Source organism: Mycolicibacterium aubagnense (assembly GCF_010730955.1).
Lineage (GTDB): Bacteria > Actinomycetota > Actinomycetes > Mycobacteriales > Mycobacteriaceae > Mycobacterium > Mycobacterium aubagnense.
This window is the reverse complement of the sequence record NZ_AP022577.1, coordinates 2,204,373-2,230,053: the sequence shown is the minus strand read 5'-3', so window position 1 is coordinate 2,230,053 and position 25,681 is coordinate 2,204,373. Positions and strand designations below refer to the sequence as shown.

At 67.4% G+C, this 25,681-nt stretch carries 31 protein-coding genes; 23 read left to right on the top strand and 8 right to left on the bottom strand.

The genetic code is table 11. From position 1 onward, the window contains the following. Window positions 1-5 precede the first annotated feature (5 nt). Both rocD and ddaH read right to left on the bottom strand, forming a co-directional pair. Entirely contained in the window at window positions 6-1,262 is a 1,257-nt protein-coding gene (gene rocD / locus G6N59_RS11040; protein WP_138232217.1) for an ornithine--oxo-acid transaminase, read from the bottom strand. Beyond that, the gene (gene ddaH / locus G6N59_RS11035; RefSeq protein ID WP_179970300.1) at window positions 1,256-2,134 is read right to left on the bottom strand and encodes a dimethylargininase; all 879 of its coding nucleotides are present in this window, start codon (window positions 2,132-2,134) and stop codon (window positions 1,256-1,258) included. The genes rocD and ddaH overlap by 7 nt, the downstream gene beginning before the upstream one ends. 121 nt (window positions 2,135-2,255) lie before the next feature. Here ddaH and G6N59_RS11030 point away from each other — a divergent pair, with 121 nt between their 5' ends. Beyond that, window positions 2,256-2,720 (top strand): Rv2324 family transcriptional regulator, encoded by a 465-nt coding sequence (locus tag G6N59_RS11030; RefSeq protein WP_138232216.1) that lies wholly within the window; start codon window positions 2,256-2,258, stop codon window positions 2,718-2,720. A 37-nt stretch (window positions 2,721-2,757) separates the two neighbouring features. Further along, the gene (locus G6N59_RS11025) at window positions 2,758-3,984 is read left to right on the top strand and encodes an NAD(P)/FAD-dependent oxidoreductase (RefSeq protein WP_407665844.1); all 1,227 of its coding nucleotides are present in this window, start codon (window positions 2,758-2,760) and stop codon (window positions 3,982-3,984) included. 49 nt (window positions 3,985-4,033) lie between these two features. Here G6N59_RS11025 and G6N59_RS11020 read toward each other — a convergent pair whose 3' ends face one another. The 3 genes from G6N59_RS11020 to mftR form a co-directional block, all read right to left on the bottom strand. Further along, complete coding sequence (locus G6N59_RS11020) at window positions 4,034-5,305, bottom strand: VOC family protein (protein WP_138232355.1); 1,272 nt, start codon at window positions 5,303-5,305, stop codon at window positions 4,034-4,036. Window positions 5,306-5,307: 2 nt separating this feature from the next. Next, window positions 5,308-5,823 carry an RNA polymerase sigma factor gene (locus G6N59_RS11015; RefSeq protein WP_138232214.1) on the bottom strand — a complete coding sequence of 172 codons (516 nt, stop codon included), beginning with the start codon at window positions 5,821-5,823 and terminating at the stop codon, window positions 5,308-5,310. A gap of 103 nt (window positions 5,824-5,926) precedes the next feature. Continuing rightward, entirely contained in the window at window positions 5,927-6,559 is a 633-nt protein-coding gene (mftR, locus tag G6N59_RS11010) for a mycofactocin system transcriptional regulator MftR (protein ID WP_138232213.1), read from the bottom strand. A 101-nt stretch (window positions 6,560-6,660) separates the two neighbouring features. Between mftR and mftA the strand changes: the two genes are divergently transcribed. From mftA to mftG, 7 genes are all read left to right on the top strand, one after another. Next, window positions 6,661-6,768, top strand: a complete 108-nt coding sequence (gene mftA / locus G6N59_RS11005; protein ID WP_138232212.1) for a mycofactocin precursor MftA — start codon at window positions 6,661-6,663, stop codon at window positions 6,766-6,768. 26 nt (window positions 6,769-6,794) lie between these two features. Continuing rightward, the gene (gene mftB / locus G6N59_RS11000) at window positions 6,795-7,169 is read left to right on the top strand and encodes a mycofactocin biosynthesis chaperone MftB (protein ID WP_306789639.1); all 375 of its coding nucleotides are present in this window, start codon (window positions 6,795-6,797) and stop codon (window positions 7,167-7,169) included. After that, window positions 7,166-8,368: a mycofactocin radical SAM maturase gene (mftC, locus tag G6N59_RS10995; protein WP_138232211.1), complete on the top strand. Its 1,203-nt coding sequence runs from the start codon at window positions 7,166-7,168 to the stop codon at window positions 8,366-8,368. Before mftB ends, mftC begins: the two co-directional genes overlap by 4 nt. Window positions 8,369-8,371: 3 nt before the next feature. After that, window positions 8,372-9,547 carry a pre-mycofactocin synthase MftD gene (mftD, locus tag G6N59_RS10990; RefSeq protein ID WP_138232210.1) on the top strand — a complete coding sequence of 392 codons (1,176 nt, stop codon included), beginning with the start codon at window positions 8,372-8,374 and terminating at the stop codon, window positions 9,545-9,547. A 136-nt stretch (window positions 9,548-9,683) separates the two neighbouring features. Continuing rightward, window positions 9,684-10,454 carry a mycofactocin biosynthesis peptidyl-dipeptidase MftE gene (mftE, locus tag G6N59_RS10985; RefSeq protein WP_138232209.1) on the top strand — a complete coding sequence of 257 codons (771 nt, stop codon included), beginning with the start codon at window positions 9,684-9,686 and terminating at the stop codon, window positions 10,452-10,454. A 13-nt stretch (window positions 10,455-10,467) separates the two neighbouring features. Further along, a complete protein-coding gene (gene mftF, locus G6N59_RS10980) occupies window positions 10,468-11,886 on the top strand; it encodes a mycofactocin biosynthesis glycosyltransferase MftF (protein WP_138232208.1) in 1,419 nt (472 codons plus the stop codon). Further along, window positions 11,883-13,313, top strand: a complete 1,431-nt coding sequence (gene mftG / locus G6N59_RS10975) for a mycofactocin dehydrogenase MftG (RefSeq protein ID WP_138232207.1) — start codon at window positions 11,883-11,885, stop codon at window positions 13,311-13,313. The genes mftF and mftG overlap by 4 nt, the downstream gene beginning before the upstream one ends. A 54-nt stretch (window positions 13,314-13,367) precedes the next feature. Here mftG and G6N59_RS10970 read toward each other — a convergent pair whose 3' ends face one another. Next, on the bottom strand, window positions 13,368-14,951 hold the full coding sequence (locus tag G6N59_RS10970; RefSeq protein WP_138232206.1) for an MFS transporter: 1,584 nt from the start codon (window positions 14,949-14,951) through the stop codon (window positions 13,368-13,370). Window positions 14,952-15,034: 83 nt separating this feature from the next. Between G6N59_RS10970 and G6N59_RS10965 the strand changes: the two genes are divergently transcribed. Then, the gene (locus G6N59_RS10965) at window positions 15,035-15,676 is read left to right on the top strand and encodes a TetR/AcrR family transcriptional regulator (RefSeq protein ID WP_138232205.1); all 642 of its coding nucleotides are present in this window, start codon (window positions 15,035-15,037) and stop codon (window positions 15,674-15,676) included. Here the strand turns inward: G6N59_RS10965 and G6N59_RS10960 are convergent. Beyond that, on the bottom strand, window positions 15,642-16,892 hold the full coding sequence (locus tag G6N59_RS10960) for a cytochrome P450 (protein ID WP_138232204.1): 1,251 nt from the start codon (window positions 16,890-16,892) through the stop codon (window positions 15,642-15,644). The genes G6N59_RS10965 and G6N59_RS10960 overlap by 35 nt on opposite strands. Window positions 16,893-17,018: 126 nt before the next feature. Here G6N59_RS10960 and G6N59_RS10955 point away from each other — a divergent pair, with 126 nt between their 5' ends. Further along, window positions 17,019-18,656, top strand: a complete 1,638-nt coding sequence (locus G6N59_RS10955; protein WP_138232203.1) for a carboxylesterase/lipase family protein — start codon at window positions 17,019-17,021, stop codon at window positions 18,654-18,656. Between the two features lie 124 nt (window positions 18,657-18,780). Further along, a complete protein-coding gene (locus G6N59_RS10950) occupies window positions 18,781-19,134 on the top strand; it encodes a nuclear transport factor 2 family protein (RefSeq protein ID WP_138232202.1) in 354 nt (117 codons plus the stop codon). Here the strand turns inward: G6N59_RS10950 and G6N59_RS10945 are convergent. Then, window positions 19,131-19,604, bottom strand: a complete 474-nt coding sequence (locus G6N59_RS10945; RefSeq protein ID WP_138232201.1) for a hotdog fold domain-containing protein — start codon at window positions 19,602-19,604, stop codon at window positions 19,131-19,133. The two genes, G6N59_RS10950 and G6N59_RS10945, sit on opposite strands and share 4 nt — an antisense overlap. Window positions 19,605-20,198: 594 nt before the next feature. Between G6N59_RS10945 and rpsJ the strand changes: the two genes are divergently transcribed. Genes rpsJ through rpsQ form a run of 11 tightly spaced genes read left to right on the top strand, consistent with a single transcriptional unit; the run spans window position 20,199 to window position 25,537 of the window. After that, window positions 20,199-20,504 carry a 30S ribosomal protein S10 gene (rpsJ, locus tag G6N59_RS10940; RefSeq protein ID WP_003883485.1) on the top strand — a complete coding sequence of 102 codons (306 nt, stop codon included), beginning with the start codon at window positions 20,199-20,201 and terminating at the stop codon, window positions 20,502-20,504. Window positions 20,505-20,517: 13 nt separating this feature from the next. After that, window positions 20,518-21,171 carry a 50S ribosomal protein L3 gene (gene rplC / locus G6N59_RS10935; protein WP_138232200.1) on the top strand — a complete coding sequence of 218 codons (654 nt, stop codon included), beginning with the start codon at window positions 20,518-20,520 and terminating at the stop codon, window positions 21,169-21,171. Next, window positions 21,171-21,827, top strand: a complete 657-nt coding sequence (gene rplD, locus G6N59_RS10930; protein ID WP_138232199.1) for a 50S ribosomal protein L4 — start codon at window positions 21,171-21,173, stop codon at window positions 21,825-21,827. Before rplC ends, rplD begins: the two co-directional genes overlap by 1 nt. Then, window positions 21,827-22,129, top strand: a complete 303-nt coding sequence (rplW, locus tag G6N59_RS10925; protein WP_138232198.1) for a 50S ribosomal protein L23 — start codon at window positions 21,827-21,829, stop codon at window positions 22,127-22,129. Before rplD ends, rplW begins: the two co-directional genes overlap by 1 nt. A 29-nt stretch (window positions 22,130-22,158) precedes the next feature. Continuing rightward, a complete protein-coding gene (gene rplB / locus G6N59_RS10920) occupies window positions 22,159-22,998 on the top strand; it encodes a 50S ribosomal protein L2 (RefSeq protein WP_043401731.1) in 840 nt (279 codons plus the stop codon). A gap of 18 nt (window positions 22,999-23,016) precedes the next feature. Beyond that, window positions 23,017-23,298 (top strand): 30S ribosomal protein S19, encoded by a 282-nt coding sequence (rpsS, locus tag G6N59_RS10915; protein WP_043401734.1) that lies wholly within the window; start codon window positions 23,017-23,019, stop codon window positions 23,296-23,298. Further along, the gene (gene rplV, locus G6N59_RS10910) at window positions 23,298-23,765 is read left to right on the top strand and encodes a 50S ribosomal protein L22 (protein WP_138232197.1); all 468 of its coding nucleotides are present in this window, start codon (window positions 23,298-23,300) and stop codon (window positions 23,763-23,765) included. Before rpsS ends, rplV begins: the two co-directional genes overlap by 1 nt. Beyond that, window positions 23,765-24,589 carry a 30S ribosomal protein S3 gene (gene rpsC / locus G6N59_RS10905; protein WP_138232196.1) on the top strand — a complete coding sequence of 275 codons (825 nt, stop codon included), beginning with the start codon at window positions 23,765-23,767 and terminating at the stop codon, window positions 24,587-24,589. Before rplV ends, rpsC begins: the two co-directional genes overlap by 1 nt. 2 nt (window positions 24,590-24,591) lie before the next feature. Next, window positions 24,592-25,008 (top strand): 50S ribosomal protein L16, encoded by a 417-nt coding sequence (gene rplP, locus G6N59_RS10900; protein WP_020101406.1) that lies wholly within the window; start codon window positions 24,592-24,594, stop codon window positions 25,006-25,008. Beyond that, window positions 25,008-25,238 (top strand): 50S ribosomal protein L29, encoded by a 231-nt coding sequence (rpmC, locus tag G6N59_RS10895; protein WP_138232195.1) that lies wholly within the window; start codon window positions 25,008-25,010, stop codon window positions 25,236-25,238. The genes rplP and rpmC overlap by 1 nt, the downstream gene beginning before the upstream one ends. Before the next feature lie 2 nt (window positions 25,239-25,240). Continuing rightward, window positions 25,241-25,537 (top strand): 30S ribosomal protein S17, encoded by a 297-nt coding sequence (gene rpsQ, locus G6N59_RS10890; RefSeq protein ID WP_020101408.1) that lies wholly within the window; start codon window positions 25,241-25,243, stop codon window positions 25,535-25,537. Window positions 25,538-25,681: the final 144 nt, after the last annotated feature.

The following is a 25,681-nucleotide window of genomic DNA, read 5'->3' as shown; positions in this document are numbered from 1 at the left end:
TGGGTTTACCACCGTGCCGTCGGCGCTCCGGCCAGCACCTCGGCGAATCGGTCCATCGCCCAATCGATTTCGGCCAGGGTGATGACGAGCGGCGGGGCGAACCGCAACGTCGGTCCGTGCGTGTCCTTGGTCAGCACACCGCGCTCGGCCAGCCGTAGGCTGACCTCCCGTCCGCTGCCGACGGCGGGGTCGAGGTCGACGCCGGCCCACAGGCCCAGCCCGCGCACGGCGGTGACACCGCGCCCCGTCATCGCTGTCAGGCGCGCGTGCAGGTGCCGGCCGAGTTCGGTTGACCTGGATTGGAATTCGCCGCGCTGCACCATGCCGACCACCGTGGTGCCGATGGCCGCGGCCAGGGGATTGCCGCCGAACGTCGACCCGTGCTCGCCGGGGTGCAGCACGCCGAGCACATCGCTGTCGGCCACCACCGCCGACAGCGGTACGACGCCCCCACCCAGAGCCTTGCCCAGCAGGTAGACGTCGGGCACCACGCCCCAGTGGTCGCAGGCGAACGTGCGGCCGGTGCGGGCCAGGCCGGACTGGATCTCGTCGGCGATCATCAGCACGTTGCGCTCGGTGCACAGGGCGCGTACGCGGGGCAGATAGTTGTCGGGTGGCACGATGATGCCGGCCTCGCCCTGGATCGGTTCGATCAGCACGGCGGCGGTGTTGTCATCGATGGCCGCGGCCAGCGCATCGGCGTCCCCGAACGGCACCGAGCGGAAGCCGGGTGCGTACGGGCCGAAGCCCTGCCGCGCCGTCTGGTCGTCGGAGAAGCTGATTATCGTCGTGGTGCGGCCATGAAAGTTGCCCTGCGCCACAATGATATTCGGGCCCGGATCGGCCTTGATGTGCTTGACATCGATGCCCCACTTGCGCGCGACCTTGATCGCGCTCTCGACCGCTTCCGCGCCGCTGTTCATGGGCAGGACCAGGTCTTTGCCGCACAGCTGGGCAAGCGCTGCGCAGAACGGACCGAGGCGGTCGGAATGGAATGCGCGGCTGACCAGTGTCACGGTGTCCAGCTGGGCGTGGGCGGTCGCGAGGATCTCAGGGTTGCGGTGGCCGAAGTTGACCGCCGAATACGCCGCGAGGCAGTCCAGGTAACTGCGGCCTTCGGGGTCGGTGATCCACACCCCGTCAGCTGATGCCGCGACAACCGGCAGCGGGGCGTAGTTGTGCGCGGCGTAGCGGTCGTCGAGGTCGATCAGCGCAGCCGTGCTGCCGGACGCTCCCGGCGTTCCCGCAACGGCTTTCAGCATGACGTCGAGTACACCTCCAGGGTGCAGCACTTCACCGAACCGCCGCCCTTGAGCAATTCGGACAAGTCGACGCCGACGGGCCGGAAACCGGCGGCGGCGAGTTGCGCGGCGAAGCCCGTGGCCGCGGCCGGATGTACCACGTTCAGTCCGTCCGATACCGCGTTGAGGCCGAGGACGTGGGCGTCGGCGTCGGCGACCTCGATGGCGCCCGGAAACATCTTGCGCAACAACGCCACCGACGTGGCGCCGAAGGCCGGTGGATAGAACGCGATGGTTTCGTCATCGAGGACGGCCAGGGCGGTGTCGAGGTGGTAGAAGCGGGGGTTGACCAACTGCAGGCTGACCACCGGCAGCCCGGACAGCTTGGCGACCTCGTCGTGTGACTGGCGGTCGGTCCGGAATCCATAGCCGGCCAATATCTTCGAACCGATGATCAGCAGGTCGCCCTGGCCCTCGTTGGTGTGCTCGGTATACAGCGGGCAGTATCCGTGGTCGAGCAGCCATCCGGCGTAGGCCACCGATTCGCCGGTCCGCTGGGGGTAGGTGAACCTGGCGATGATGGCGACCTTCTCGAACCCGTCGTCGAGCACCAGTCCGCCATTGGCGGCGTACACCATGTCGGGCAGTCCGGGGATCGGGTCGACCAGTTGGACGGTATGGCCCAGGCTCCGGTACGTCTGGACCAGACGCTCCCACTGCCGCACCGCCAGCGCGGTATCGACGCTCGCAGCAGTGTCCATCCAGGGGTTGATCGCGTACTCGACGGTGAAATGCGTCGGCCGGGTCATCACATAGTGCCGGGGGCGGGCTACCCGGTCTGGTCGCCAACCTGCGTTTGGTGTCGCCATCTTGACGACATCAGTAATCGTCATAATTCGATGGTAGAAGCACTATTGCGCGCAAGCAATCGATGCTTGTTGCGCGTCTGTAACAGATCTATTGTTTGATGACTCGCGATTCGACAATCTATTGCGTGACGGAGGTGCGTGGCCGGTGGAAACCGTCGACGAGACCGATGAGCGCATCCTGGCCGAACTGGCGGACAACGCACGCGCCACGTTCGCCGAGATCGGCGAACGGGTGAGCCTGTCCGCGCCCGCGGTCAAGAGGCGCGTCGACCGCCTGCTGGCCACCGGCGTCATCCGCGGCTTCACCACCGTCGTCGACCGCAATGTAATCGGTTGGGGGACAGAGGCATACGTCCAGGTGTACTGTCAGGGCACCATCACGCCGGCCCAGCTGCGGGAGGCCTGGGAGGGTATCCCCGAGGTGGTCTCGGCCGCGACGGTGACCGGCACCTCCGACGCGATCCTGCACTTGATGACCCGGGACATGCGGCATCTGGAGGTGGTACTGGAGCGCATCCGCGGTAGTGCGTCCATCGAACGCAGCGAGAGCATCGTGGTGCTGTCGAACATCGTCGAGCGCAGGGCGCGTGGGGTTTGGGGGCACGGATAGCCCCGAGCCGGCCCACCTGGTGCTCTGCTGAGCAGCGATGCACAGGGTGGCCTGCCTCGCAGCGGCCGCATCGTGTAAGAAAGCCCACGTGACTACAAACGGAGGCATCGTCATCGTCGGTGGCGGTCTGGCCGCCGCGCGTACCGCCGAGCAACTGCGCAAGGCCGAGTACGCCGGGCCGATCACCCTGATCAGCGATGAAGTCCATCTGCCTTATGACCGGCCGCCGCTGTCCAAGGACGTGTTGCGTGCCGAGACCGACGACACGACGCTCAAGCCGGCCGAGTTCTACGACGAGAACAACATCACGCTGCTGCTGGGCTCGGGCGCGGTCAAGCTGGACACCGACGCACAGACCGTGACGCTGGCGGGCGGTGATGTCGTCGCCTACGAGGAGCTGGTCATCGCGACGGGGCTGGTCCCCCGGACCATCCCGTCGCTGCCGGCCCTCGACGGTATCCGGGTGCTGCGCACCTACGACGAGTCGGTGGCGTTGCGTGAGCACGCCGGTTCGGCCAAGCGGGCGGTGGTGATCGGCGCGGGGTTCATCGGTTGCGAGGTGGCGGCCAGCCTGCGCAAGCTCGGTATCGACGTGACCATCGTCGAGCCACAGCCCACGCCGCTGGCGTCGGTGCTGGGCACCGAGATCGGCGAACTGGTGGCACGCCTGCACCGCGCCGAGGGCGTCGACGTGCGGTGCGGCGTCGGGGTCACCGGCGTGACCGGCACAGATCATGTCGAGAAGGTGCAGCTGGCCGACGGCTCCGAACTGGACGCCGACGTCGTTGTCGTCGGTATCGGTTCGCGCCCGTCCACCGACTGGCTGGAGGGCAGCGGGATCGCGGTCGACAACGGCGTCGTGTGCGACGCCGCCGGCCGCACCAGCGCGCCCAACGTGTGGGCCATCGGTGACGTCGCCTCCTGGCGTGATGCCGCCGGACACCAAGTGCGGGTGGAACATTGGAGCAACGTGGCCGAGCAGGCGCGGGTGATCGTGCCGGCGATGCTGGGCCAGGACGCCACCGCCGCCGTGGTGGTGCCCTACTTCTGGAGCGACCAGTACGACGTCAAGATCCAGTGCCTCGGTGAGCCCAAGGCCGGCGACACCGTGCACATCGTCGAAGACGACGGCCGCAAGTTCCTGGCGTTCTACGAGCGCGACGGGGCGGTCGCCGGCGTGGTCGGCGGCGGCATGCCGGGCAAGGTGATGAAGAACCGGGCCAAGGTCGCGGCCGCCGTCCCGATCGCCGACGTTTTGCAGTGATTTGTGCACGAAAATCCGCGCTGGCCGCGGATTTTCGTGCACAAATCACTCAGAACGCGCCGAGGTAGAAGCGCGCGCCCTGGTCGTCGGTGCAGAGTGCTGACATCCCGTAGGGCTGTCGGGACGGTTCGTCGATGACGGTGCCGCCGGCCTCGCGAACCCGCGCCACCGCGGCGTCGACGTCCGACACGGTCCACATCGGGACGGCAGTGGTCTGCGCCGCACCGCCGGCGGCACCGGACATCGGGTGGCAGCCCTGCACCGCCCAGCCGTCCGCGACCCGGCCGGGTTCGAACGTCCAGCCCAGCACCGCGCCGTAGAACTGCCTGAACGCCGCCGAGTCGGGTACCTCGTAGGTCAGATACGAAAGTTCGCCCGGCCCGGCACCGTTCAGCTCGGGGCGGGGGATGCCCGGCACCGGCTGGAACACCGCGAAATCCGTGCCCTGCGCATCGGTGGCGTCGAGCGTCGCGCCCCACTCGTGGACCTCGGGCGTGCCCACCTGACCACCCGCGGCCACGATCGCCTGCTGCGCGGCATCCAGATCAGCGACCGCGTAGCAGCAGAACAGCGTCTGCGGGCCGGTGATCTCGAAGATGCCGGTGTGCAGCCGGTTGCCCGTCACCTTGTGGGTCCCCGGATCGTAGACCCAGCCCAGCACGTGCCGGTAGAACGCGGCGGCTCGCTCGGCATCCGGCGTCTGCACCGATATGTAGCCGATGTCGCCGTGCTGGATGGGTACGGCGGCGGGGACCGGGCCCGTGAGCATCCAGCGGTGGCCGAACGGGTCGATCACCACGGCGGTCCGCGAGCCGTGGGCTTCGTAGGGCTCCCGCTGCACCTGTGCGCCGTGCCGCCGGGCTTGGATCAGGGCAGCGTCGGTATCCGGGACCGCGAGCATCAGGCTGACCGAAACCGACTGGGGTGCGGGTGCTTTCAGCCCGATCTCGGGGAACTCGTCGGCCAGGTACAGCACGCCGCCGGCCAGCGTCAGTTCGGCATGGCCGATCCGGCCGTCGTCCATGACGATCGGTTCCCCGACCACGACCGCGCCCAGCGCGTCGACGTACCAGGTGATCGCCGCCCGCGCGTCTGCGACGGCAAGGTAGGGCAGGGCAGCTGGTCGGGGCACCTCGATGGCAGCGGCGGCAGGTGCATTCAGTTCGGCGATGGCGGTGTCGGTTCCACTCATGACAACTCCTTTCGGGAGGGTGACGGCGGCTGCCAACCGTTCGCGCAGCCGGGCCGCGAAAGCCGGGTCGGGCTGCACGGAAAGTTCACCGCCGGCCAGGACTGTCAGCGGGTCGTGACTGTTGTGCATGGTCATGACGCACCTCCGTCCTGGTATTCGGTTCGTAATGCCCGCCGGGCCCGCACCAGCAGTGCCTCGGTGGCGTGCACAGTGCGCCCGATCAACTCGGCGCATTCGGGCACCGGGCGGTCATCCAGATATCGCAGTGTCAGCACCATGCGGTGCTGTTCGGGTAACCGGGCCAGCGCGGCCTCGGCGACCAGCCGGTCCACTTCGGCCTCCCAGTCGTCGAAAGGCTCTGCGGGCTCGGGTGTTTCGGATACGGGCACGGTGAAGCGGTCGTGTCTGCGGCGATAGTGATCGGCGAGCTTGTGCCGGGCCACGCCGATCAGCCATGGCACCGAGATCACCGGCGGCGCATCCCGGCGGGCGGCGTCCATCGCCGCCAGAAACGTCTCCGACGTCAGGTCTTCCGCGGTGCCCCGATCGCCGCAGCGCCGCACGAAATACCCGTAGACCACGGGCAGCGCCGAGTCGTACAGCGCCAGCAGCGTCTGCGGAGCATCCCCGTCTGATTCGCCCCTCACACCCTTATCGTCGCGCCGCGCCACGATTTTCCGACGCCCCCGCCGAAACTTTCTGCGATTTGTGCACGGTTTTCCGCGCTGACCGCGGAAAACCGTGCACAAATCACACGGAGCGCAGGCCTTCGCGGACGACGTCGAAGGCCTCGCCGAGGGCATCGGGCAGCGAGACGGTCTCGTCGGCCAGCCACTGTTCGTAGGCGGTAAGCGCCACGCCGAGCACTGTCCACGCCACGGTTTGGGGCACCAGGTCCGTCCGTTTGGCGTCCAGCCGGCGCGCGACGAACGCCGCGATCACGCCCCGCCAGCCCGCGTACATCGTCATCGAGTAGGCCTGCAGCGCATCGGTCTGCAGGATCACCTGCATCCGGCGTCGGTGCCGGGGCGTCTCGGCCTCGTCAAAGCTGTTGAACTCCAAGAGAGCCGACCGCAGCGCGGCATCCAGCGGCATGTCGTGGGGGACGGCATTCAACAGGTTCCGCAGTTCGGTCAGGCTGGCATCGAAGTCGGCCCAGGGAATGGCGTTCTTCGACGAGAAGTAGCGGAACAGCGTGCGTCGGGATATCCCGGCGGCGTGGGCGACGTCGTCGACGCTGACGTCGTCGAAGCCGCGGGTCGCGAACAGTTCGAGCGCCACGTGGGTGATGTGGTCGCGCGTGGTGGAACGGCGACGGCCGACCCGGCCGTGCTGTGGGGCGGTCCCGGCGTCGGGCTCGGGACGCTCCGCTTCGGTCCTCATCAGACCCGCCCTTCCTTTTCGGCACTCGATGCCATATTCTTGCGACTTGGATCACAGTTGTCGAGTACCGGCAACTGACACGGTAGCGAAAGGGGCGATCCATGGACTCGAATCAGCACGCAGAGGTTGACGCAGCAACCGGCTCCGATCTCGTGACCGAGACTCTGGTCGAAGAGGTTTCGATCGACGGTATGTGCGGGGTCTACTGACCGTGTCTGCACCAGCCGCGGCCCGGATGGGGCCGGCAGAGGCCGGATTGCCGGCTCCGCCAGCAGGTGCCGGATTGCCGGCTGCGCCGGTGCCGGCCTTCGATCCTGACCGCGGCTGGCGGCTGCACCACCAGGTCGCCGTCCGCCCCGAACCGTTCGGCGCCCTGCTGTATCACTTTGGTACGCGCAAACTTTCGTTCCTGAAGAACCGGACCATCGTCGAGGTGGTCAACTCCCTGGCCGACCATCCGGATGTCCGCAGCGCCCTTCGCGCGGCGGACATCGACGACGCCCAGCAGGGGCCGTATCTGCACGCGTTCGGCGTGCTGGTGCAGTCCAAGATGCTGGTGCCCGCTGAACAAGACAGCGCAAACAGCCCAGAAGGATCCATCACTTCATGACTGCAACGGCACCCGTGCCCCGGCTGATCGAGCAGTTCGAGCACGGCCTCGACGCGCCCATCTGTCTCACCTGGGAACTGACCTACGCCTGCAACCTGTCTTGCGTGCACTGCCTGTCGTCGTCGGGCAAGCGCGATCCGCGTGAGCTCAGCACTCAGCAGTGCAAGGACATCATCGACGAACTCGAGCGCATGCAGGTGTTCTACGTGAACATCGGCGGCGGCGAGCCGACCGTGCGGTCGGACTTCTGGGAGCTCGTCGACTACGCCACCGAGCACCACGTGGGCGTCAAGTTCTCCACCAACGGGGTGCGGATCGACGAAGCGGTCGCCGCGAAGCTGGCCGCGAGTGACTATGTGGACGTTCAGATTTCGCTCGACGGTGCCACCGCGGAGATCAACGACGCGGTGCGTGGACCGGGCTCGTTCGCCATGGCGATTCGGGCCCTGGAGAACCTGTCCGCGGCGGGCTTCAAGGACGCCAAGATCTCGGTCGTGGTGACCCGCCACAACGTCGACCAGCTCGACGATTTCAAAGCCCTTGCCGACAGGTACGGCGCCACCCTGCGCATCACCCGCCTTCGCCCGTCCGGCCGCGGCGCCGATGTGTGGGACGACCTGCACCCCACCGCCGAGCAGCAGGTGCAGTTGTACAACTGGCTGGTCGCCAAGGGGGAGCGGGTGCTCACCGGTGACTCGTTCTTCCACCTCTCGGGCCTCGGCGAGCCGGGTGCGCTGGCCGGTCTGAACCTGTGTGGCGCCGGTCGCGTCGTGTGCCTGATCGACCCGGTGGGCGACGTCTATGCCTGCCCGTTCGCCATCCACGAGCGCTTCCTGGCCGGAAACATCCTGAGTGACACAGGTTTTGGGGCTGGTTTCCAGAACGTCTGGCAGAACGCCCCACTGTTCCGCGAGCTGCGGGAACCGCAGTCGGCGGGTGCCTGCGGTAGCTGCGGGCACTACGACAGCTGCCGTGGAGGCTGCATGGCGGCCAAGTTCTTCACCGGTCTGCCGATGGACGGCCCGGACCCCGAGTGCGTCCAGGGCTACGGCGAGCCTGCGCTGGCACAGGATCGCGACAAGCCGAAGTCGCACCTCGACCACTCCCGCAGCGGCGGCCGCAAAGGGCCGATTCCGCTCAAACTCCTGGCCATGCCGGCCAAGGCCCCCCAGAAATTCTGTAACGAAAGTCCCGTCTAGATCATGGCTCGTGATACCTGGTTCGAAACCGTCGCGATCGCGCAGGAGCGCGCGAAGAAGCGGCTGCCCAAGTCTGCCTACTCCTCGCTGATCTCGGCGAGTGAGAAGGGCCTGACCGTCGCCGACAACGTCGCCGCGTTCGGCGAGCTCGGCTTCGCCCCGCATGTCATCGGTGCGCTGGACAAGCGCGAGATGGCCACAACGGTTATGGGGCAGGAGATCTCACTGCCCGTGATCATTTCTCCGACGGGTGTGCAGGCGATCCATCCCGACGGTGAGGTCGCCGTCGCCCGCGCCGCCGCGGCCCGCGGCACCGCGATGGGCCTGTCGTCGTTCGCCAGCAAGCCGATAGAAGAGGTCATCGCGGCGAATGACAAGACGTTCTTCCAGATCTACTGGCTCGGCAGTCGTGACGACATCGCGGCCCGGGCCGAGCGGGCCCGCGCGGCCGGCGCCAAGGGCCTGATCGTCACCACCGACTGGAGCTTCTCGCACGGCCGCGACTGGGGTAGCCCCAAGATCCCGGAAAAGATGGATCTCAAAACCATCGTCAAGATGAGCCCCGAGGTCATGACCAAGCCGCGCTGGCTCCTGCAGTGGGCCAAGACCATGCGGCCGCCGGCCCTGTCGGTGCCGAACCAGGCCACGGGTGGCCAGGCCGCGCCGCCGTTCTTCCAGGCCTACGGCGAATGGATGGGCACCCCGGCGCCGACCTGGGAGGACATCGCCTGGCTGCGCGAGCTGTGGGGCGGGCCGTTCATGCTCAAGGGCGTCATGCGCATCGACGACGCCAAACGTGCTGTGGATGTGGGTGTTTCGGCGATCTCGGTGTCCAACCACGGCGGTAACAACCTGGACAGCACCCCGGCGTCCATCCGGGCGCTGCCGGCCATTGCCGAGGCTGTCGGCGACCAGGTCGAGGTTTTGCTGGATGGCGGTGTCCGCCGCGGCAGCGATGTGGTCAAGGCACTGGCGTTGGGCGCCCGCGCGGTGATGCTCGGCCGCGCCTACCTGTGGGGGCTGGCGGCCGAGGGGCAGGCCGGTGTCGAGAACGTGCTCGACATCATGCACGGCGGTATCGACTCGGCACTGCGTGGTCTTGGCAAGGCCTCGATCCACGACCTGGGGCCGGACGACATTCTGGTGCCGGAGGGCTTCACCCGGCGGCTGGGCGGCTGAGTCGGTCCGGTGGTCCCGGGATTCGACGGGTCCGCTGATACGCGCGATGCTCACGTGGCTGACGTGATGGTCAAAGGGGCCTTGACAACTACGGCAGTTTGACCATTCGCAACCAATTGTTGCGTATACGGCAACAATTGGCGCACAGCGGGCGAATTCGGCTTACCATCGGCGGGTGCCTTTTCCCAGCGAGCTCGGGAACTCGACGTCGAGGCAGTTGCAATCGATGCGGCCTTCGTTGATCGTCCCGCTTGGTTCCACCGAGCAGCATGGGCCGCACCTGCCGCTGGACACCGACACCCGGATCGCGGAGGCGGTGTCGCGGTCCGTGGCCGCCCAGTTGTGTGAGACGACGCCCGGCGTCGATGCGCCCACCTGGCTGGTCGGCTCTGCCATCAGCTACGGCGCCAGCGGTGAGCACGAGAGTTTCCCCGGCACCATCTCGATCGGGCTGGCCGCGCTCGAACATTTGCTGGTCGAGTTCGGGCGGTCGGCGTGCAATTGGGCCCGCCGGGTGGTGTTCGTCAACGGTCATGGCGGCAATGTGGCGGCACTGACGGCGGCCGTCACGTTGCTGCGGTCCGAGGGTCGCGACGTGGCCTGGTGCTCGTGCACGGCCGCGGGGTCGGACGCTCACGCCGGCCATACCGAAACGTCTGTACTGCTGCATCTTTCGCCGGCGGATGTCTGGGTCGAGGAGAGCGTCGCAGGCAACACCGCGCCTTTGCCGGAGCTGCTGCCGGCATTGCGCAGCGGCGGAGTGGCCGCGGTCAGCCCTGTCGGCGTGCTGGGTGATCCGACGACGGCCACGGCGGACGAGGGGTCCCGTATCTTTGCAGAAATGGTCGGGAGCTGTGTGCGCAGGATCAGCACGTGGCGGCCCGGCCCGGGGGGAATGCTCGCGTGACGGGGGTGGGACAGTGACGGGGCCGAGGCTGCCCGACGGCTTTGCCGTCCAAGTCGATCGACGGGTCAAGGTGCTGGGTGAGGGCGCCGCGCTGCTCGGTGGCTCCCCGACGCGGTTGTTGCGGCTGGCTCCCGCGGCGCAGACGATGCTCGACGGCGGCCGGCTCGAGGTCCACGACGCCCAGAGTGCGCAGTTGGCGCGCACCTTGCTCGACGCCACGGTGGCCCACCCGCGGCCGGCCACCGGTCCGTCGCATCTCGACGTCACGGTCGTTGTTCCGGTACGCGACAACGCAGTTGGCGTGACCCGGCTGGTGCGGTCCTTGCGCGGCATGCGTGTGGTGGTGGTCGACGACGGCTCGGTGGTGCCGCTGCAGGCCGCCGATTTCTGCGACCTCGCCGGGCACTGTGACGTCCGGGTGCTCCGGCATGAGGTCAGCCGCGGCCCGGCCGCGGCCCGCAACACCGGGCTGGCCGCCTGCGAGACCGATTTCGTGGCGTTCCTGGACTCGGACGTCGTGCCTCGTCGCGGTTGGTTGGAAGCGCTGCTGGGGCACTTTTGCGATCCGGCCGTCGCGCTGGTCGCGCCCCGCATCGTCGGGCTGCACGAGCCCGACAATCTGATCGCGCGCTACGAGGCCGTGCGCTCGTCGCTGGACCTCGGTATGCGGGAAGCGCCCGTGGTGCCTTACGGCACGGTGGCCTATGTGCCGAGCGCGGCCATCATCTGCCGGCGGGCGGCGCTCGACCAGGTGGGTGGATTCGACGAGTCGCTGCAGTCCGGCGAGGACGTGGACCTGTGCTGGCGGTTCATCGAGGCCGGGGCCCGGTTGCGGTACGAACCCATCGCGCTGGTCGGCCACGATCACCGCACCGGGCTGGGAGAGTGGTTCGCCCGCAAGGCCTTTTACGGTTCCTCTGCCGCGCCGCTGTCGGTGCGCCACCCCGGCAAGACAGCGCCGCTGGTGATCTCCGGCTGGACTCTGGTGGTCTGGGTGCTGCTGGCCATGGGCTCGGGTGTCGGCTACCTGGCCTCGACCATCGCCGCCGCGATCACCGGCCGCCGCATCGCGAACTCGTTGCGGTCCATCGATACCGAACCGCGGGAAGTCGCCGCGGTCGCGGCGCAGGGACTGTGGGCCGCCGCGCTGCAGCTCGCCGCGGCACTGTGCCGGCACTACTGGCCGGTGGCGCTGGTACTGGCGGTGTGTTTCCGGCGCTGGCGGCAAGTGGTGCTGATTGCCGCGATTGTGGATGGCGTCGTCGACTGGGCCCGCCGCCACCACACGGTGGACGACAACACCCAACGCGTGGGCCTGCTGGCTTACCTGCTGCTCAAGCGTCTCGACGACATCGCGTACGGCCTGGGGCTGTGGGGCGGCGTCGTGCGCGAGCGGCACCTGGGTGCGCTCAAGCCGCAGATCCGGACTTGAGCCCGCCGCACGACGACGTCCTGATCGTCGGGGCGGGAAGTGCCGGCTGCGTTCTGGCCGAGCGGCTTTCGGCCGACCCCGCCTGCCAGGTGACGCTGTTGGAGACCGGCGGTACAGTCCAGCCGGAGCCCGGCTGGGTGCTGCCCATCGGCGTCGACAGTACGGTGGCGCGACAGCACCGCACCACGTTGACGCAGAATCCCGCGCGGCCCGTCGACATCGTGAGAGGTCGCGTTCTGGGCGGGTCCGGGGCCATCAACGGCGGCTATTTCTGCCGGGCGTGGCCGTCGGATTTCGAAGCCTGGGCGGTGCCGGGCTGGGCGTGGCCGGACGTGCTGCCGCACTACCGCGCCATTGAGACCGACCATGACTTCGGCGGAGCCGAACATGGATCGGGCGCGGGCGCCGAACACGGTTCCACCGGCCCCGTCCCGGTGCGCCGGATCAGCGAGTTCGCAGCGTCCTCACAGGCTTTCCGGGACGCGGCCGGTCTCCGCTACCCGTGGATCGACGACTTGAACGCGGCCGCCGGGGTGCGGCCCGGCCTCGGCGCGGTGCCGCTGAACATCGATGTCACCGGTCACCGACACGGTCCGGGCGAGGTCTACCTCGCGGCTGCGCGCGGCCGCGACAATCTGACGGTGCGCGCGGGGACGCGCGCGCTGCGGGTGTTGTTCGACGGCGACCGTGCGGTGGGCGTGCGGTGCCTGGGCCCGGACGGCGCGGTGGATCGCTACGCCGACCGGATTGTGTTGTGCGCCGGTGCAATTGAATCGGCGCACCTGTTGATGCTGTCCGGGATCGGGCCCGCCGCACAGCTGCGGAGCGTCGGCGTTCCTGTGGTGGCAGACCTTCCGGTGGGCGTCGCGTGCGCCGATCACCCGGAATGGGTGGTGCCCACCGCGTGGCCCGCGGATCCCGGCCGCCCGCCGCTCGAGCTGTTGCTCACCACCGAGGAATTGGAAATCCGCCCGTACACCTGGGGTTTCGCAGCCATGACCGGTGGGGTCCCGGGCGACGCCGATCCGGTGCACATCGGCATCTCCCTGATGCGGCCCCGTGCGCAGGGCCGGGTGCTCCTGGTGTCGGACGACGCCGACGTGCATCCGACCATCGAACACCGCTACGACGCCGACCCGGCCGACGCCGCCGCGCTGCGCGGCGGTTATGAACTGTGCCGCGACCTGTTCGGCGATGTTGTCGCCGACGGCGAACCCGCCTGGTCCACCGCGCAGCATCTGTCGGCCACGGCGCCGATGGGCGCTGACGGCGACGAGCGCGCTGTCCTGGACTCGCGCTGCCGGGTGCGCAGTATCGAAGCGCTATGGGTCGCCGACGGTGCCGCGCTCCCCGGCATCACGGGCCGGGGCCCGCACGCGACCATCGTCATGTTGGCGCACCGAGCCGCCGGATTCATCCTTTCTTAGCCGCCGAACCGCCAGGTGCCGCACGCACACCTTTAAAATGCGTGTGGCAAAAGGCTATTCGACGTTCTTCTGCGGGGCGCGTTCGCGTCCGGGAGCCCGCAGCGCGATCAGTACACCGGCCACCGCGGTGATCGAGGCAAGTACCACCAGTGACGTCTGCATGGCGTGCAGAAACGCGACTCTGGACGCTTCGACGAGCTGGTTGCCAAGTGGTCCCAGATGGGGTGCGGCGGCCACCGCACCGGCCAGTGAGCCGCGGGCGGCATCGCGCACGGGGGGCGGGAAGCCGGCCAGCGCGGGTTCGATGTGCTCGGTGTATCCCGTCGCGAGCAGGGAGCCGGTCAGCGCGATACCGAGGGCGGCCCCCACTTCCCGGGTGGTGTCGTTGACCGCTGACGCGACGCCTTGCTTGTCGTCGGACACCGACGTCATGATCGCCGAAGTTGTTGGTGCGGTGAATAATCCGACGCCCGTGCTGATCACGAGCAGGGGCCACGCCACGTCCGGGTACGGTGAGTCGACCCGTACCTGGCACAGGAGTAACAGCCCGGCCGACAGCAGCCACAGGCCGATGAACACCACCAGGCGCAGCCCCACCTTGGGCAGATACCAGGAGGACAGCGGGGACAGGATCAGCATCGGGACGGCGAGCGGGGTCAAGGCGAATGCGATACCGATCGGGCTGTATCCCATGACCAGTTGCATGAACTGCATCGACAGATAGAAGAAGCCGAACAGCACCATGAACAGCACGGTGATGGCGGCCGCACCGGTACCGAACCGGCGGTCGAAGAACAACCGGACGTCCAGCAGCGGATACCGCGTACGCAGCTCGAGGACAGCGAACACCGCGGCCAGGATGAGCCCGGCGGTGATGCCGCCCAACACCACCGGGTGGGTCCAGCCGCGGTCGGGTGCTGCCAGGATGCCGTAGACCAGGGACGCCACCGCTACTGCGATGACGACGGCGCCGGTGACGTCCAGGGGCCGGGACTCCGGGTCGCGGGAGCTCGTGATGGTCGTGGTCAGCGCGGCAAGGATGAGGCTCGACACAGTGAAGGCCCAGAAGATCGACTGCCAGGGCCAGAAGTGCAGCAGCACACCAGATCCGAGCATGCCGACCACCGCGCCGCAGCCGGAGATTCCGGCCCAGATGCCCACTGCTTTGGTGCGCTGGTCCGTCGGGTACGACGCAGTGATCAAGGACAGGGTCGCGGGCATCATGAACGCGGCACCCGCGCCGGCCGCCGCTCGGGCGGCGATGATGTGCGCGGGCGCGGCGCTCAGGGCCGGAACGATCGAGGCCAGCGCGAAGACGACGAGGCCGAACAGCAGTGCACCGCGGCGGCCGTAGCGGTCACCGATGGCTCCGGCCGGCAGCAACAGGCAGGCCAGCACCAGGGTGTAGCTGTCGATGATCCAGGTGAGTTGGGTCTGGTTGGCCGATGTTGCCACGGCGATGTCACCGAGCGCGGTGTTGAGTGCCACCATCGATGAAATCACCACCAGCACACTGCAACACGCCACGCAGAGGGTCCAGGCGCGGCGACGCGAGGTGGGTGCGGCGGTCTCCTCCGGAACGGTTTCGGAGCAGGTGCTCGCGTCCGCTGGACTCACCGCACTCACCTTGTCGGCCATGCGGCCACCTTCCGGTAATTTCAAGACTGATGATCTTTAAACGAGACTAACAGTCTCGTTTGTTGCCCGGAGGTGATTTGGCAGTGTCCAGCGAACACGGTGATCCCAGGCCGGCCCGCTCGCGGGCGCGGCTTCTCGAGGCGGCGACCGCCCTGTTGCGCTCCGGCGGCCCCAGTGCCGTGACCATAGACGCGGTGATCCGAGCGTCCAATGTCGCCCGGGCCACCCTCTATCGCCACTATCCCAGCGGAAATGACCTGCTGGCTGCCGCATTTCACGCGCTCATCCCGCCGGCCCCGGTGCCGCTCGCCGAGGGAGACCTGCGCGAGCGGTTGATCGCGCTCGTGCGTGCGCAGGCGGAACTGATCGCAGAGGCGCCCGTCAGCCTGACTGCCATGTCGTGGCTGGCGCTCGGCGGCAATCTCGAGCACCTGCCCTCCGGGGCGGCCGGCACCGAGAGCGCCGAGGTCCGCAACCTACGGGAGCGGGTGGCCGAACAGTACGCCGCGCCGTTCGAAGCGGTGCTCTCCAGTCCCGCGGCCGTCGCCGAACTCGGCGACGTCGACCGGCTCCGGGCGACCGTCCTGCTCCTCGGCCCGGTCGTGCTGGGCAAGCTCAGCACGCTGCCGAATTTCGACTACCGCGAGATCGCCGTTGCCGCCGTAGACGGATTCTTGGCGACCCACCGGATCAGCGGAGCGAATACCGGATCGGCAGGTGCTTGAAGCCGCCGACGAATGTCGTCGCGGAGAGCTCTGGGGTACCGGCCAGTTCGATCGAATCCAGTCGGGGCAGCAATTCGCTGAACAGGCTGTTCATCTCCATGCGAGCCAGCGCTGCACCCAGGCAGAAGTGCACGCCGTAGCCGAAGGCCAGGTGTTTGTTCGGCTCGCGCCCGACGTCGAATCGGAACGGGTCTTCGAACACTTCTTCGTCGCGGTTGCCGGAAACGTAAGCGAGATAGACGGATTCACCCTCGGCGATCGGTACCCCGTGCACCACGGTGTCGGCGGTGGCGGTGCGCATGAATTCCTTCACCGGTGTGCTCCACCGGATCATCTCCTCGACGGCGGTGGACATCAGGTCCGGATTCGCCTTCAGCCGGGCCAGTTCACCGGGATTCTGGATCAGCGCGTGCAGCCCGCCGGAGATGGCGTCCTTGGTGGTGTCGTGGCCGGCGCTGGCGACGATGACGTAGTAGGACGCGGTGTCCATGTCGCTGAGCGGCTCGCCGTCGATGCGGCCGTTGGCGATGGCGGACGCGAGGTCCTCGGTGGGGTTGGCACGCCGGGATGCGGTCAGTGCCGCGAAGTACTGGAAGAAGTCGAGGAGCACGGTGAACAGCTCTTCGGGCGACTGGCCGCGGGAGTACTCCTCGTCGTCTCCGCCGAACAGCTCCTGAGTGAGCGCGTGCATGCGGCCGTAGTCCTCTTCGGGGAGGCCGAGCAGCGACATGATCACGTACAGCGGGAACTGGATCGCGATCTCCTCGACGAAGTCGCACTCCGGGCCCACGTCGCGCATCCGGTCCACGTACCGCTTGGCCAGTTCGTCGACCCGGACCTTCAGGTCACGCATGGCTTTCGGCCGGAACCAGTCTGCGCCGATCGCGCGGACCTTGCGGTGGTGCGGGTCGTCCATGTGGATCAGCGTGCGCAGCCCCATGCCCGCCTCGGCCTGGGCCTTGAGCAGATCCTCGGCGTCGGCTTGCATCAGCAGCGGACGTGGTTCGCTGACGAACAGGTTGTTGTCGCGCTCGATCGCCATGATGTCGGCGTGTTTGGTGATCGCCCAGAACGGCCGGTACGGCGGATTATCCACCCAGGCAACGGGATTGGTGGCCCTCAGCTGTCTCAGTGCCGAGTGCAGGCGCTCGTCGTCGGCGTAGGCGGTGGGGTCGGCAAGGACCTTGGCGGCCTCGTCCGTGGTGGGTGCAGTCATTGAACTCCTCACACAGGCGCGAAACTTGACAGCTGTCAAGTGGAGTCTAGGTTGTTCGGTGCGCGGTGGGGAGGGGGTCGCCGAAAATATTTCGGGGCGGTGTGCGGCGGGTGTTCAGTACGCTGGGTGCTCGTGTCAGCTATCCGCCCGCGTCGACTGCTGCAGCGCGCTGCAGCAGTGGCCGCGACGGCGCTGCTGGTGGCCGGCTGTGGCCTGGATCCGCACAGTGACGGCGCCACCGCCGTCGCCCCGGACGCCGCGACGTCGGATCCGGCTCTGGTGCACACCACCGCGGGAACCGTCCGCGGGATGGTCGATCCGGACCTCCGCTTCTTCGGTGGAATCCCTTATGCTGCACCGCCAGTGGGCCCGCTTCGCTTCCGTCCGCCAGCTCCCGCGCTCGCGTGGGACGGGGCCCGTGACGCCGCAAAGCCGGGGGCCCGCTGTATCCAGGACCCCAAGGGCGACCTCGAGATGGGTCGCAACACCAGCGAGGACTGCCTGACCCTCAACGTCTGGACGCCTCCGGTGCAGACGTCCGGTGCGCGCCGGCCGGTGCTGGTGTGGCTCCACGGCGGCGGGTTCATCAACGGCTCCAGCAGCATCTACAACTCGACGCGGCTGACCACTCGTGGCGACATCGTGGTCGTGACGGTCAACTACCGGCTCGGCGCGCTCGGGTTCCTGGCCCATCCCGCGCTGGGCGCGGGACCCGACGTGGGCAATTACGGACTGGCCGACCAGCAAGCCGCGCTGCGCTGGGTACGCGACAACATCGCCGCGTTCGGCGGCGACCCCGACAAGGTGACCATCGCCGGTGAATCCGCCGGCGGGATGTCGGTGTGTGACCACCTCGTGGCGCCCGCGTCGGCCGGCCTGTTCCGGGGCGCCATCATCGCCAGCGGGCCATGCCAAGCCCAGGTCTCGCTGCCCGAGGCCACCCGGTCCAGCCTGGCTTATGCGAAGGCCGCGGGGTGCGGCGATCCCGCGGACGCGGCAGACTGCCTGCGTCAGCTGCCGGTCGACAAACTGCGAAAACCGGTGTGGTACTACGGAATCGGTGAGAACACGCTCAGCGGTCCAGTCACCGGGACGACGCTGCTGCCGGTTGACCCGATGCAGGCCATCAGCACTGGCGGTGCCGCTCGGGTGCCCGTGATGATCGGCACCACGCGCGACGAGTTCACCCTTTTCGTCGCACTGCAGTATCTGCGCGCGGGCAAACGGTTCCACGCCGACGGCTACCCGCGCCTGCTGGAGTCCACGTTCGGCGCCGACGCTGCCGCCGTTGCGCAGCGCTACCCGCTGGACCGCTATGGCGGCAGCGCCGCGGTCGCGTATTCGACCGCAGTCACCGACGGGGCGTTCGCCTGCGTCGCCGACCGCATCGGCGACGCGCTGGTCGCCGACGCTCCGGTGTACGGCTACGAATTCGCCGATCCAGCGCCCCCGACGCCGGATCCGCTGCGCCAGTTGCCTTTCCCCGTCGGCGCCAGTCATTCGCTGGATCTGCGCTACATCTTCAACATGGGCGGGGCGCCGCCACCCACGCCGGAGCAGGTCGCCTTGTCGGATCAGATGATCGGCTACTGGAGTTCGTTCGTCCGCGACGGCCGGCCCGGCGGCGACGGGGCGCCGGAATGGCCGGCGTTGGCCGGAGACGAGCACGACAGCCGGATGTCGCTGCGCCCCGACGGAAGTCGCGTGGTCACCGACTACGACCAGGTGCACCAGTGCGCGTTCTGGGCGGACTTGCAGCACTGAGGTCCCACACCGAGCGTGGGGGCTTCTGGTGACGTCATCGGCGTGTCATCTCGTGACGCCCCACGCTCGGGGTGGGTGGAAATCAGTTGCCGACGCAGCGCAGCGTCGACTTCGATGGGGCGGCATGACGATTCCCGACCCTGAGTCTTTCGCCCGGGACTGGTGCGAGGCCTGGAACGCTCACGACGTCGAGGCGGTCCTCGCGCACTTCCATGGCGACGCCGTCTTCACCTCGCCGGTCGCGGCGCGCGTGGTGCCGGAGTCCGGGGGAGTGGTGCGAGGCAAGGACGCGCTGCGCCGGTATTGGGTCGCCGCCCTCGCCGCGCTACCGGACCTGCATTTCGAGGTCGTGGCCACCTATGTAGGGACGAACGCTCTCGTCATCAATTACCGGAACCATCGCGACCAGCTGGTCAACGAGGTGCTGATCTTCGACGGCGCGCTGGTGCGCGAAGGCCACGGCACCTACCTCGATTAGGCAGGCGTCACCCACGTCGTGATGTCGGCGTGCACGACCTCTTCGCCCGAGGCGTCGACCACCGAGACCGACACCACGACATCGGTGCCCTTGGTCAGGGTGTCGAAGTCGGGGACATCAACCCGCGCGTGCGCCCGCAGCGATGTGGTGGCCTTGGCCAGGTACCGCACGTTCATGGCCTTGGGGATCCAGCGGTGGGTCGTCGGCACCGTTGCTTCCATGGCCATACCCATGGCGGCTTCGGCCGCGTTGCACGAGGCGATCGCATGCACGGTGTGCAGATGGTTGTAGACGAAGAACCACTTCGGCACCGCCACCTGGGCGTAGCCGGGCTCCATCGTCAGCACCCGGGGCAAGATCGAGGCGAAGTACGGCACTCGCACCATCGCGGCGGCGGAGAACATCAGGCTGCCGCCGGGCCGTCCCGAGAGCTGCTTCCAGGCGCGGTACGTGGGGCTCAGTGTCGACATATGGCTATCTTACTCAAAAGTAAGTTGAGTGCCGACGCTAATTCTGCGGCCTGGGCCCGAGTCACTCGCGCGTTCCCGCCACCAGTACAGGGTCAGCGCGAAGGGTGCCCTGGCGGCGCGTTGATCCTGTGCCTAGGGTGCTGGCCACTCGAACTCTTGCGCCGTGGATGCAGGATCAACTGGGCGCCTCGGTTCACTCTGTAACCGCGGCGCAATCCGGTCGAACATCGCCGCCCGCGCCGCAGGATCGACGCAGGACCGGCGGCAAAACCCGGGCGCGGCGGAAGGCTCCGCAGCGGATTTGGAGCAAGCCCGGATCTGGGGCATACTGTTCGGGTTGCCTTGCGCCGGGTTCGCCCGCTGCGGGCATACGACCGGCGCCCATCTCGGGCGCATCCGGTCCCAGCATCGCCCACGATGGATTTCCAGCGCGGACGACTGTGCGCAAAGGCGACACGCCCGAGCGCGGGGGTCGGTGAACCACAGAAACGTAAAGAGCGGCGGCATAGCCAACGCGCGTCACCGGGTATCCCGGGGCGTGCGTATTGAAGACCAGGCCCGAGCACGGGCCCGTGACAGTTAGGTAGGAGAAGCGTGGCGGGACAGAAGATCCGCATCAGGCTCAAGGCCTACGACCACGAGGCGATTGACGCCTCGGCGCGCAAGATCGTTGAGACGGTCACCCGTACGGGAGCAAGCGTGGTCGGCCCGGTGCCGCTGCCGACCGAGAAGAACGTGTACTGCGTTATCCGGTCTCCCCATAAGTACAAGGACTCGCGGGAGCATTTCGAAATGCGTACCCACAAGCGCCTTATCGACATCCTCGACCCCACGCCGAAGACCGTTGACGCCTTGATGCGCATCGATCTGCCGGCGAGCGTCGACGTCAACATCCAGTAGGAGACCCAGAAAAATGGCACGCAAAGGCATTTTGGGCACCAAGCTGGGCATGACGCAGGTGTTCGACGAGAACAACAAAGTCGTCCCGGTCACGGTCGTCAAGGCCGGCCCCAACGTGGTGACCCGCATTCGCACCACCGAGCGCGACGGCTACAGCGCCGTGCAGCTCGCGTACGGCGAGATCAGCCCTCGCAAGGTGAACAAGCCGGTCACCGGTCAGTTCGCTGCTGCAGGCGTCAACCCGCGCCGTCACCTGGCCGAGCTTCGTCTCGACGACGAGGCCGCGGCCGCAGAGTACGAGGTCGGCCAGGAGCTGACCGCCGAGATCTTCGCCGACGGTGGTTACGTCGACGTGACCGGCACCAGCAAGGGCAAGGGCTTCGCCGGCACCATGAAGCGCCACGGCTTCAAGGGCCAGGGCGCCGCGCACGGTGCCCAGGCTGTGCACCGTCGTCCCGGTTCGATCGGTGGCTGCGCCACCCCGGGCCGTGTCTTCAAGGGCACCCGCATGTCCGGCCGTATGGGTAGCGACCGCGTGACGACCCAGAACCTGAAGGTTCACAAGGTTGACGCCGAGAACGGTGTGCTGCTCATCAAGGGCGCCATCCCCGGCCGCAACGGTGGACTGGTCGTCGTTCGCACCGCGATCAAACGAGGTGAGAAGTAATGACTTTGAAGATTGACGTCAAGACCCCGGACGGCAAGAAGGACGGCTCTGTCGAGCTGCCCGCCGAGCTGTTCGACGTCGAGCCGAACATCGCGCTGATGCACCAGGTGGTGACGGCCCAGCTGGCCGCCGCTCGCCAGGGCACCCACGCCACCAAGACGCGGGCCATGGTGTCCGGTGGTGGCAAGAAGCCGTACCGCCAGAAGGGCACCGGCCGCGCCCGTCAGGGTTCGACCCGCGCCCCGCAGTTCACCGGTGGTGGCGTCGTGCACGGCCCGCAGCCGCGTGACTACTCGCAGCGGACCCCGAAGAAGATGATCGCCGCTGCCCTGCGCAGCGCGCTGTCGGACCGGGCCCGCAACGAGCGCATCCACGCGATCACCGAGCTGGTGGCCGGTCAGAACCCGTCGACCAAGAGCGCCAAGTCGTTCCTGTCGTCGCTGACCGACAACAAGAAGGTGCTCGTCGTGATCGGCCGCAGCGATGAGGTCGGTGCCAAGAGCGTTCGCAACCTGCCTGGCGTGCACGTGATCTCGCCGGATCAGCTGAACACCTACGACGTCCTGAACGCCGATGACCTGGTGTTCTCGGTGGAGGCGCTCAACGCCTACATCACCTCTAACACCAAGGACGAAAAAGAAGGAGCGTCGGTCTGATGGCAACGATTACAGATCCTCGCGACATCATCCTGGCCCCGGTCATCTCGGAGAAGTCCTACGGGCTCATCGAGGACAACACGTACACGTTCATCGTGGCACCGGAGTCCAACAAGACGCAGATCAAGATCGCTATCGAGAAGATTTTCGACGTGAAGGTCGACTCGGTGAACACCGCGAACCGGAAGGGCAAGCGCAAGCGCACCCGCACCGGTTTCGGTCAGCGCAAGAGCACCAAGCGCGCGATCGTGACCCTGTCCGCCGGCAGCAAGCCGATCGAACTGTTCGGAGCTCCGGCCTGACCGGCCGGGAGTTAAGGGATTAACTGATAATGGGAATTCGCAAGTACAAGCCGACGACCCCCGGTCGTCGCGGTTCGAGCGTCTCCGACTTCGCCGAGATCACTCGTTCGACTCCGGAGAAGTCGCTGATCCGTCCGCTGCACGGCACTGGTGGTCGTAACGCGCACGGCCGCATCACGACTCGTCACAAGGGTGGCGGTCACAAGCGTGCCTACCGCGTCATCGACTTCCGTCGCCATGACAAGGACGGCGTCAACGCCAAGGTCGCGCACATCGAGTACGACCCCAACCGCACCGCGAACATCGCGCTGCTGCACTTCGTGGACGGCGAGAAGCGCTACATCCTCGCCCCCAAGGATCTGAAGCAGGGCGACGTCATCGAGCAGGGGCCGAACGCCGACATCAAGCCGGGTAACAACCTGCCGATGCGCAACATCCCGGCCGGTACCGTCATCCACGCCGTGGAGCTGCGTCCGGGCGGCGGCGCCAAGCTGGCCCGCTCGGCCGGTGTCAGCATCCAGCTGCTCGGTAAGGAAGGCGCCTACGCCACGCTGCGTATGCCGTCCGGTGAAATCCGTCGCGTCGACGTGCGCTGCCGCGCCACCGTCGGCGAGGTCGGCAACGCCGAGCAGGCCAACATCAACTGGGGTAAGGCCGGCCGTATGCGGTGGAAGGGCAAGCGCCCGACCGTCCGTGGTGTCGTGATGAACCCGGTTGACCACCCGCACGGTGGTGGTGAGGGTAAGACCTCCGGTGGTCGCCACCCGGTCAGCCCGTGGGGCAAGCCCGAAGGCCGTACCCGCAAGCCCAACAAGCCGAGCGACAAGCTCATCGTCCGCCGCCGGCGCACCGGCAAGAACAAGCGCTAGGCCGGAAAGGAATAGACGATGCCTCGTAGCCTCAAAAAGGGTCCGTTCGTCGACGACCATCTGCTCAAGAAGGTCGACGTCCAGAACGAGAAGAACACCAAGCAGGTCATCAAGACCTGGTCCCGTCGGTCGACCATCATCCCCGACTTCATCGGCCACACCTTCGCCGTCCACGACGGTCGCAAGCATGTGCCGGTGTTCGTCAGCGAAGCGATGGTTGGGCACAAGCTCGGCGAGTTCGCCCCGACGCGGACCTTCAAGGGTCACATCAAGGACGACCGGAAGAGCAAGCGCCGCTAATGACTACCGTTACTGAATACCCGTCCGCGAGCGCCAAAGCGCGCTTCGTGCGTGTGTCGGCGAGCAAGGCCCGCCGGGTCATCGACCTCGTCCGTGGCAAGAGCGTCGAAGAGGCGCTCGACATCCTGCGGTGGGCACCGCAGGCTGCCAGCGAGCCGGTCGCCAAGGTGATCGCCAGCGCTGCCGCCAACGCGCAGAACAACGAGGGCCTGGACCCGACGACCCTCGTGGTCGCCACGGTCTTCGCCGACGAGGGCCCGACCGCCAAGCGCATCCGGCCGCGCGCCCAGGGGCGTGCGTACCGAATCCGCAAGCGCACCAGCCACATCACCGTGGTCGTCGAGAGCCGTCCGGCGAAGGACAAGGGCGCCAAGGCGTCTGCGTCGGCCGGTGCCTCTCGCGCCCGTCGTGCGCAGGGCAGCAAGGCCGCCTCTGCGAAGACCGAGACGAAGGGAGGCTCGGAGTAGTGGGCCAGAAAATCAACCCGCACGGCTTCCGCCTCGGTATCACCACCGAATGGAAGTCCCGTTGGTACGCCGACAAGCAGTACGCGGACTACGTCAAGGAAGACGTCGCCATCCGCAAGCTGCTGGCCACCGGCCTGGAGCGCGCCGGTATCGCCGACGTGCAGATCGAGCGCACGCGTGACCGCGTCCGGGTGGACATCCACACCGCACGTCCGGGCATCGTCATCGGTCGCCGTGGCACCGAGGCCGACCGCATCCGCGCCGACCTGGAGAAGCTGACCGGCAAGCAGGTTCAGCTGAACATCCTCGAGGTGAAGAACCCCGAGGCCGTCGCGCAGCTGGTGGCGCAGGGCGTTGCCGAGCAGCTGAGCAACCGTGTCGCGTTCCGTCGTGCCATGCGCAAGGCCATCCAGTCGGCCATGCGTCAGCCCAACGTCAAGGGCATCCGGGTGCAGTGCTCGGGCCGCCTCGGCGGTGCTGAGATGAGCCGCTCGGAGTTCTACCGCGAAGGTCGCGTGCCGCTTCACACGCTGCGCGCCGACATCGATTACGGCCTGTACGAGGCCAAGACCACATTCGGCCGGATCGGCGTGAAGGTGTGGATCTACAAGGGCGACATCGTCGGTGGCAAGCGTGAGCTGTCCGCCGCCGCTCCCGCCGCCGACCGTCCCCGTCGGGATCGTCCGTCCGGTACCCGTCCGCGTCGCAGCGGTTCGTCGGGCACCACGGCGACCAGCACCGAGGCCGGCCGTGCGGCGACGGGTGATGTTGTTGCTTCAGATGCCACCTCCGGCGATGCGCCGACGGAAGCAACGGAGAGCTAGTCATGCTGATTCCCCGCAAGGTCAAGCACCGCAAGCAGCACCACCCCGAGCAGCGCGGTATCGCCAGCGGCGGCACCTCGGTCAGCTTCGGTGACTACGGCATCCAGGCCCTGGGCCACGCCTACATCACCAACCGGCAGATCGAATCCGCTCGTATCGCGATCAACCGGCACATCAAGCGTGGCGGCAAGGTCTGGATCAACATCTTCCCGGACCGCCCGCTGACCAAGAAGCCTGCCGAAACCCGCATGGGTTCCGGTAAGGGTTCGCCGGAGTGGTGGGTCGCCAACGTCAAGCCGGGTCGCGTGCTCTTCGAGCTCAGCTACCCCGACGAGAAGATCGCCCGGGAGGCGCTCACCCGCGCCATCCACAAGCTGCCGATCAAGGCACGCATCGTGACTCGAGAGGAGCAGTTCTGATGGCAGTTGGAGTTTCGCCTGGTGAACTGCGTGAGCTCACCGAGGAAGAGCTGATCACGCGTCTGCGGGAGTCGAAGGAAGAGCTGTTCAACCTTCGCTTCCAGATGGCCACCGGTCAGCTGTCGAACAACCGCCGGCTGCGCACCGTGCGGCAGGAGATCGCGCGGGTCTACACCGTTCTGCGCGAACGCGAGTTGGGCCTGGCGTCCGGGCCGGTTGGTAAGGATTAGTCATGGCAGAAACTAAAGGCCCCAAGCACACGCCGGCCACCGAGACCGAGCGCGGCAGCCGCAAGACCGCCATCGGTTACGTGGTGTCGGACAAGATGGAAAAGACCATCGTGGTCGAGCTGGAATCCCGTAAGAGCCACCCGCTCTACGGGAAGATCATCCGCACCACCACCAAGGTCAAGGCGCACGACGAGAACGGCGATGCCGGTATCGGCGACCGCGTCTCGCTGATGGAGACCCGTCCGCTGTCGGCCACCAAGCGCTGGCGTCTGGTCGAGGTGTTGGAAAAGGCGAAGTAGCGAAGGCTCCTTCGACAGACATGGAACTGCCCCTCTTCTTCGGAAGAGGGGCAGTTTTGTGTTCGGCCGGAAAATCGGCGGCGTAGGTAGACACTGGGCCGCATCGGATTTCTCGGCGGACGGGTCACCGGCATCTCGTCGCGC

Coding starts and splice junctions, on each gene's coding strand:
- rplV (WP_138232197.1), top strand. CDS start 23,298: ATGACTACCGTTACTGAATACCCGTCCGCGAGCGCCAAAGCGCGCTTC.
- rpmC (WP_138232195.1), top strand. CDS start 25,008: ATGGCAGTTGGAGTTTCGCCTGGTGAACTGCGTGAGCTCACCGAGGAA.
- G6N59_RS10945 (WP_138232201.1), bottom strand. CDS start 19,604: ATGTCGACACTGAGCCCCACGTACCGCGCCTGGAAGCAGCTCTCGGGA.
- G6N59_RS10970 (WP_138232206.1), bottom strand. CDS start 14,951: ATGGCCGACAAGGTGAGTGCGGTGAGTCCAGCGGACGCGAGCACCTGC.
- rplD (WP_138232199.1), top strand. CDS start 21,171: ATGACTTTGAAGATTGACGTCAAGACCCCGGACGGCAAGAAGGACGGC.
- ddaH (WP_179970300.1), bottom strand. CDS start 2,134: ATGACGATTACTGATGTCGTCAAGATGGCGACACCAAACGCAGGTTGG.
- rplB (WP_043401731.1), top strand. CDS start 22,159: ATGGGAATTCGCAAGTACAAGCCGACGACCCCCGGTCGTCGCGGTTCG.
- mftD (WP_138232210.1), top strand. CDS start 8,372: ATGGCTCGTGATACCTGGTTCGAAACCGTCGCGATCGCGCAGGAGCGC.
- mftC (WP_138232211.1), top strand. CDS start 7,166: ATGACTGCAACGGCACCCGTGCCCCGGCTGATCGAGCAGTTCGAGCAC.
- mftA (WP_138232212.1), top strand. CDS start 6,661: ATGGACTCGAATCAGCACGCAGAGGTTGACGCAGCAACCGGCTCCGAT.
- rpsS (WP_043401734.1), top strand. CDS start 23,017: ATGCCTCGTAGCCTCAAAAAGGGTCCGTTCGTCGACGACCATCTGCTC.
- mftR (WP_138232213.1), bottom strand. CDS start 6,559: ATGAGGACCGAAGCGGAGCGTCCCGAGCCCGACGCCGGGACCGCCCCA.
- G6N59_RS11020 (WP_138232355.1), bottom strand. CDS start 5,305: ATGCACAACAGTCACGACCCGCTGACAGTCCTGGCCGGCGGTGAACTT.
- rpsQ (WP_020101408.1), top strand. CDS start 25,241: ATGGCAGAAACTAAAGGCCCCAAGCACACGCCGGCCACCGAGACCGAG.
- mftB (WP_306789639.1), top strand. CDS start 6,795: ATGGGGCCGGCAGAGGCCGGATTGCCGGCTCCGCCAGCAGGTGCCGGA.
- G6N59_RS11025 (WP_407665844.1), top strand. CDS start 2,758: ATGCACAGGGTGGCCTGCCTCGCAGCGGCCGCATCGTGTAAGAAAGCC.
- G6N59_RS10960 (WP_138232204.1), bottom strand. CDS start 16,892: ATGACTGCACCCACCACGGACGAGGCCGCCAAGGTCCTTGCCGACCCC.
- rplW (WP_138232198.1), top strand. CDS start 21,827: ATGGCAACGATTACAGATCCTCGCGACATCATCCTGGCCCCGGTCATC.
- rplC (WP_138232200.1), top strand. CDS start 20,518: ATGGCACGCAAAGGCATTTTGGGCACCAAGCTGGGCATGACGCAGGTG.
- rplP (WP_020101406.1), top strand. CDS start 24,592: ATGCTGATTCCCCGCAAGGTCAAGCACCGCAAGCAGCACCACCCCGAG.
- G6N59_RS10950 (WP_138232202.1), top strand. CDS start 18,781: ATGACGATTCCCGACCCTGAGTCTTTCGCCCGGGACTGGTGCGAGGCC.
- rocD (WP_138232217.1), bottom strand. CDS start 1,262: ATGCTGAAAGCCGTTGCGGGAACGCCGGGAGCGTCCGGCAGCACGGCT.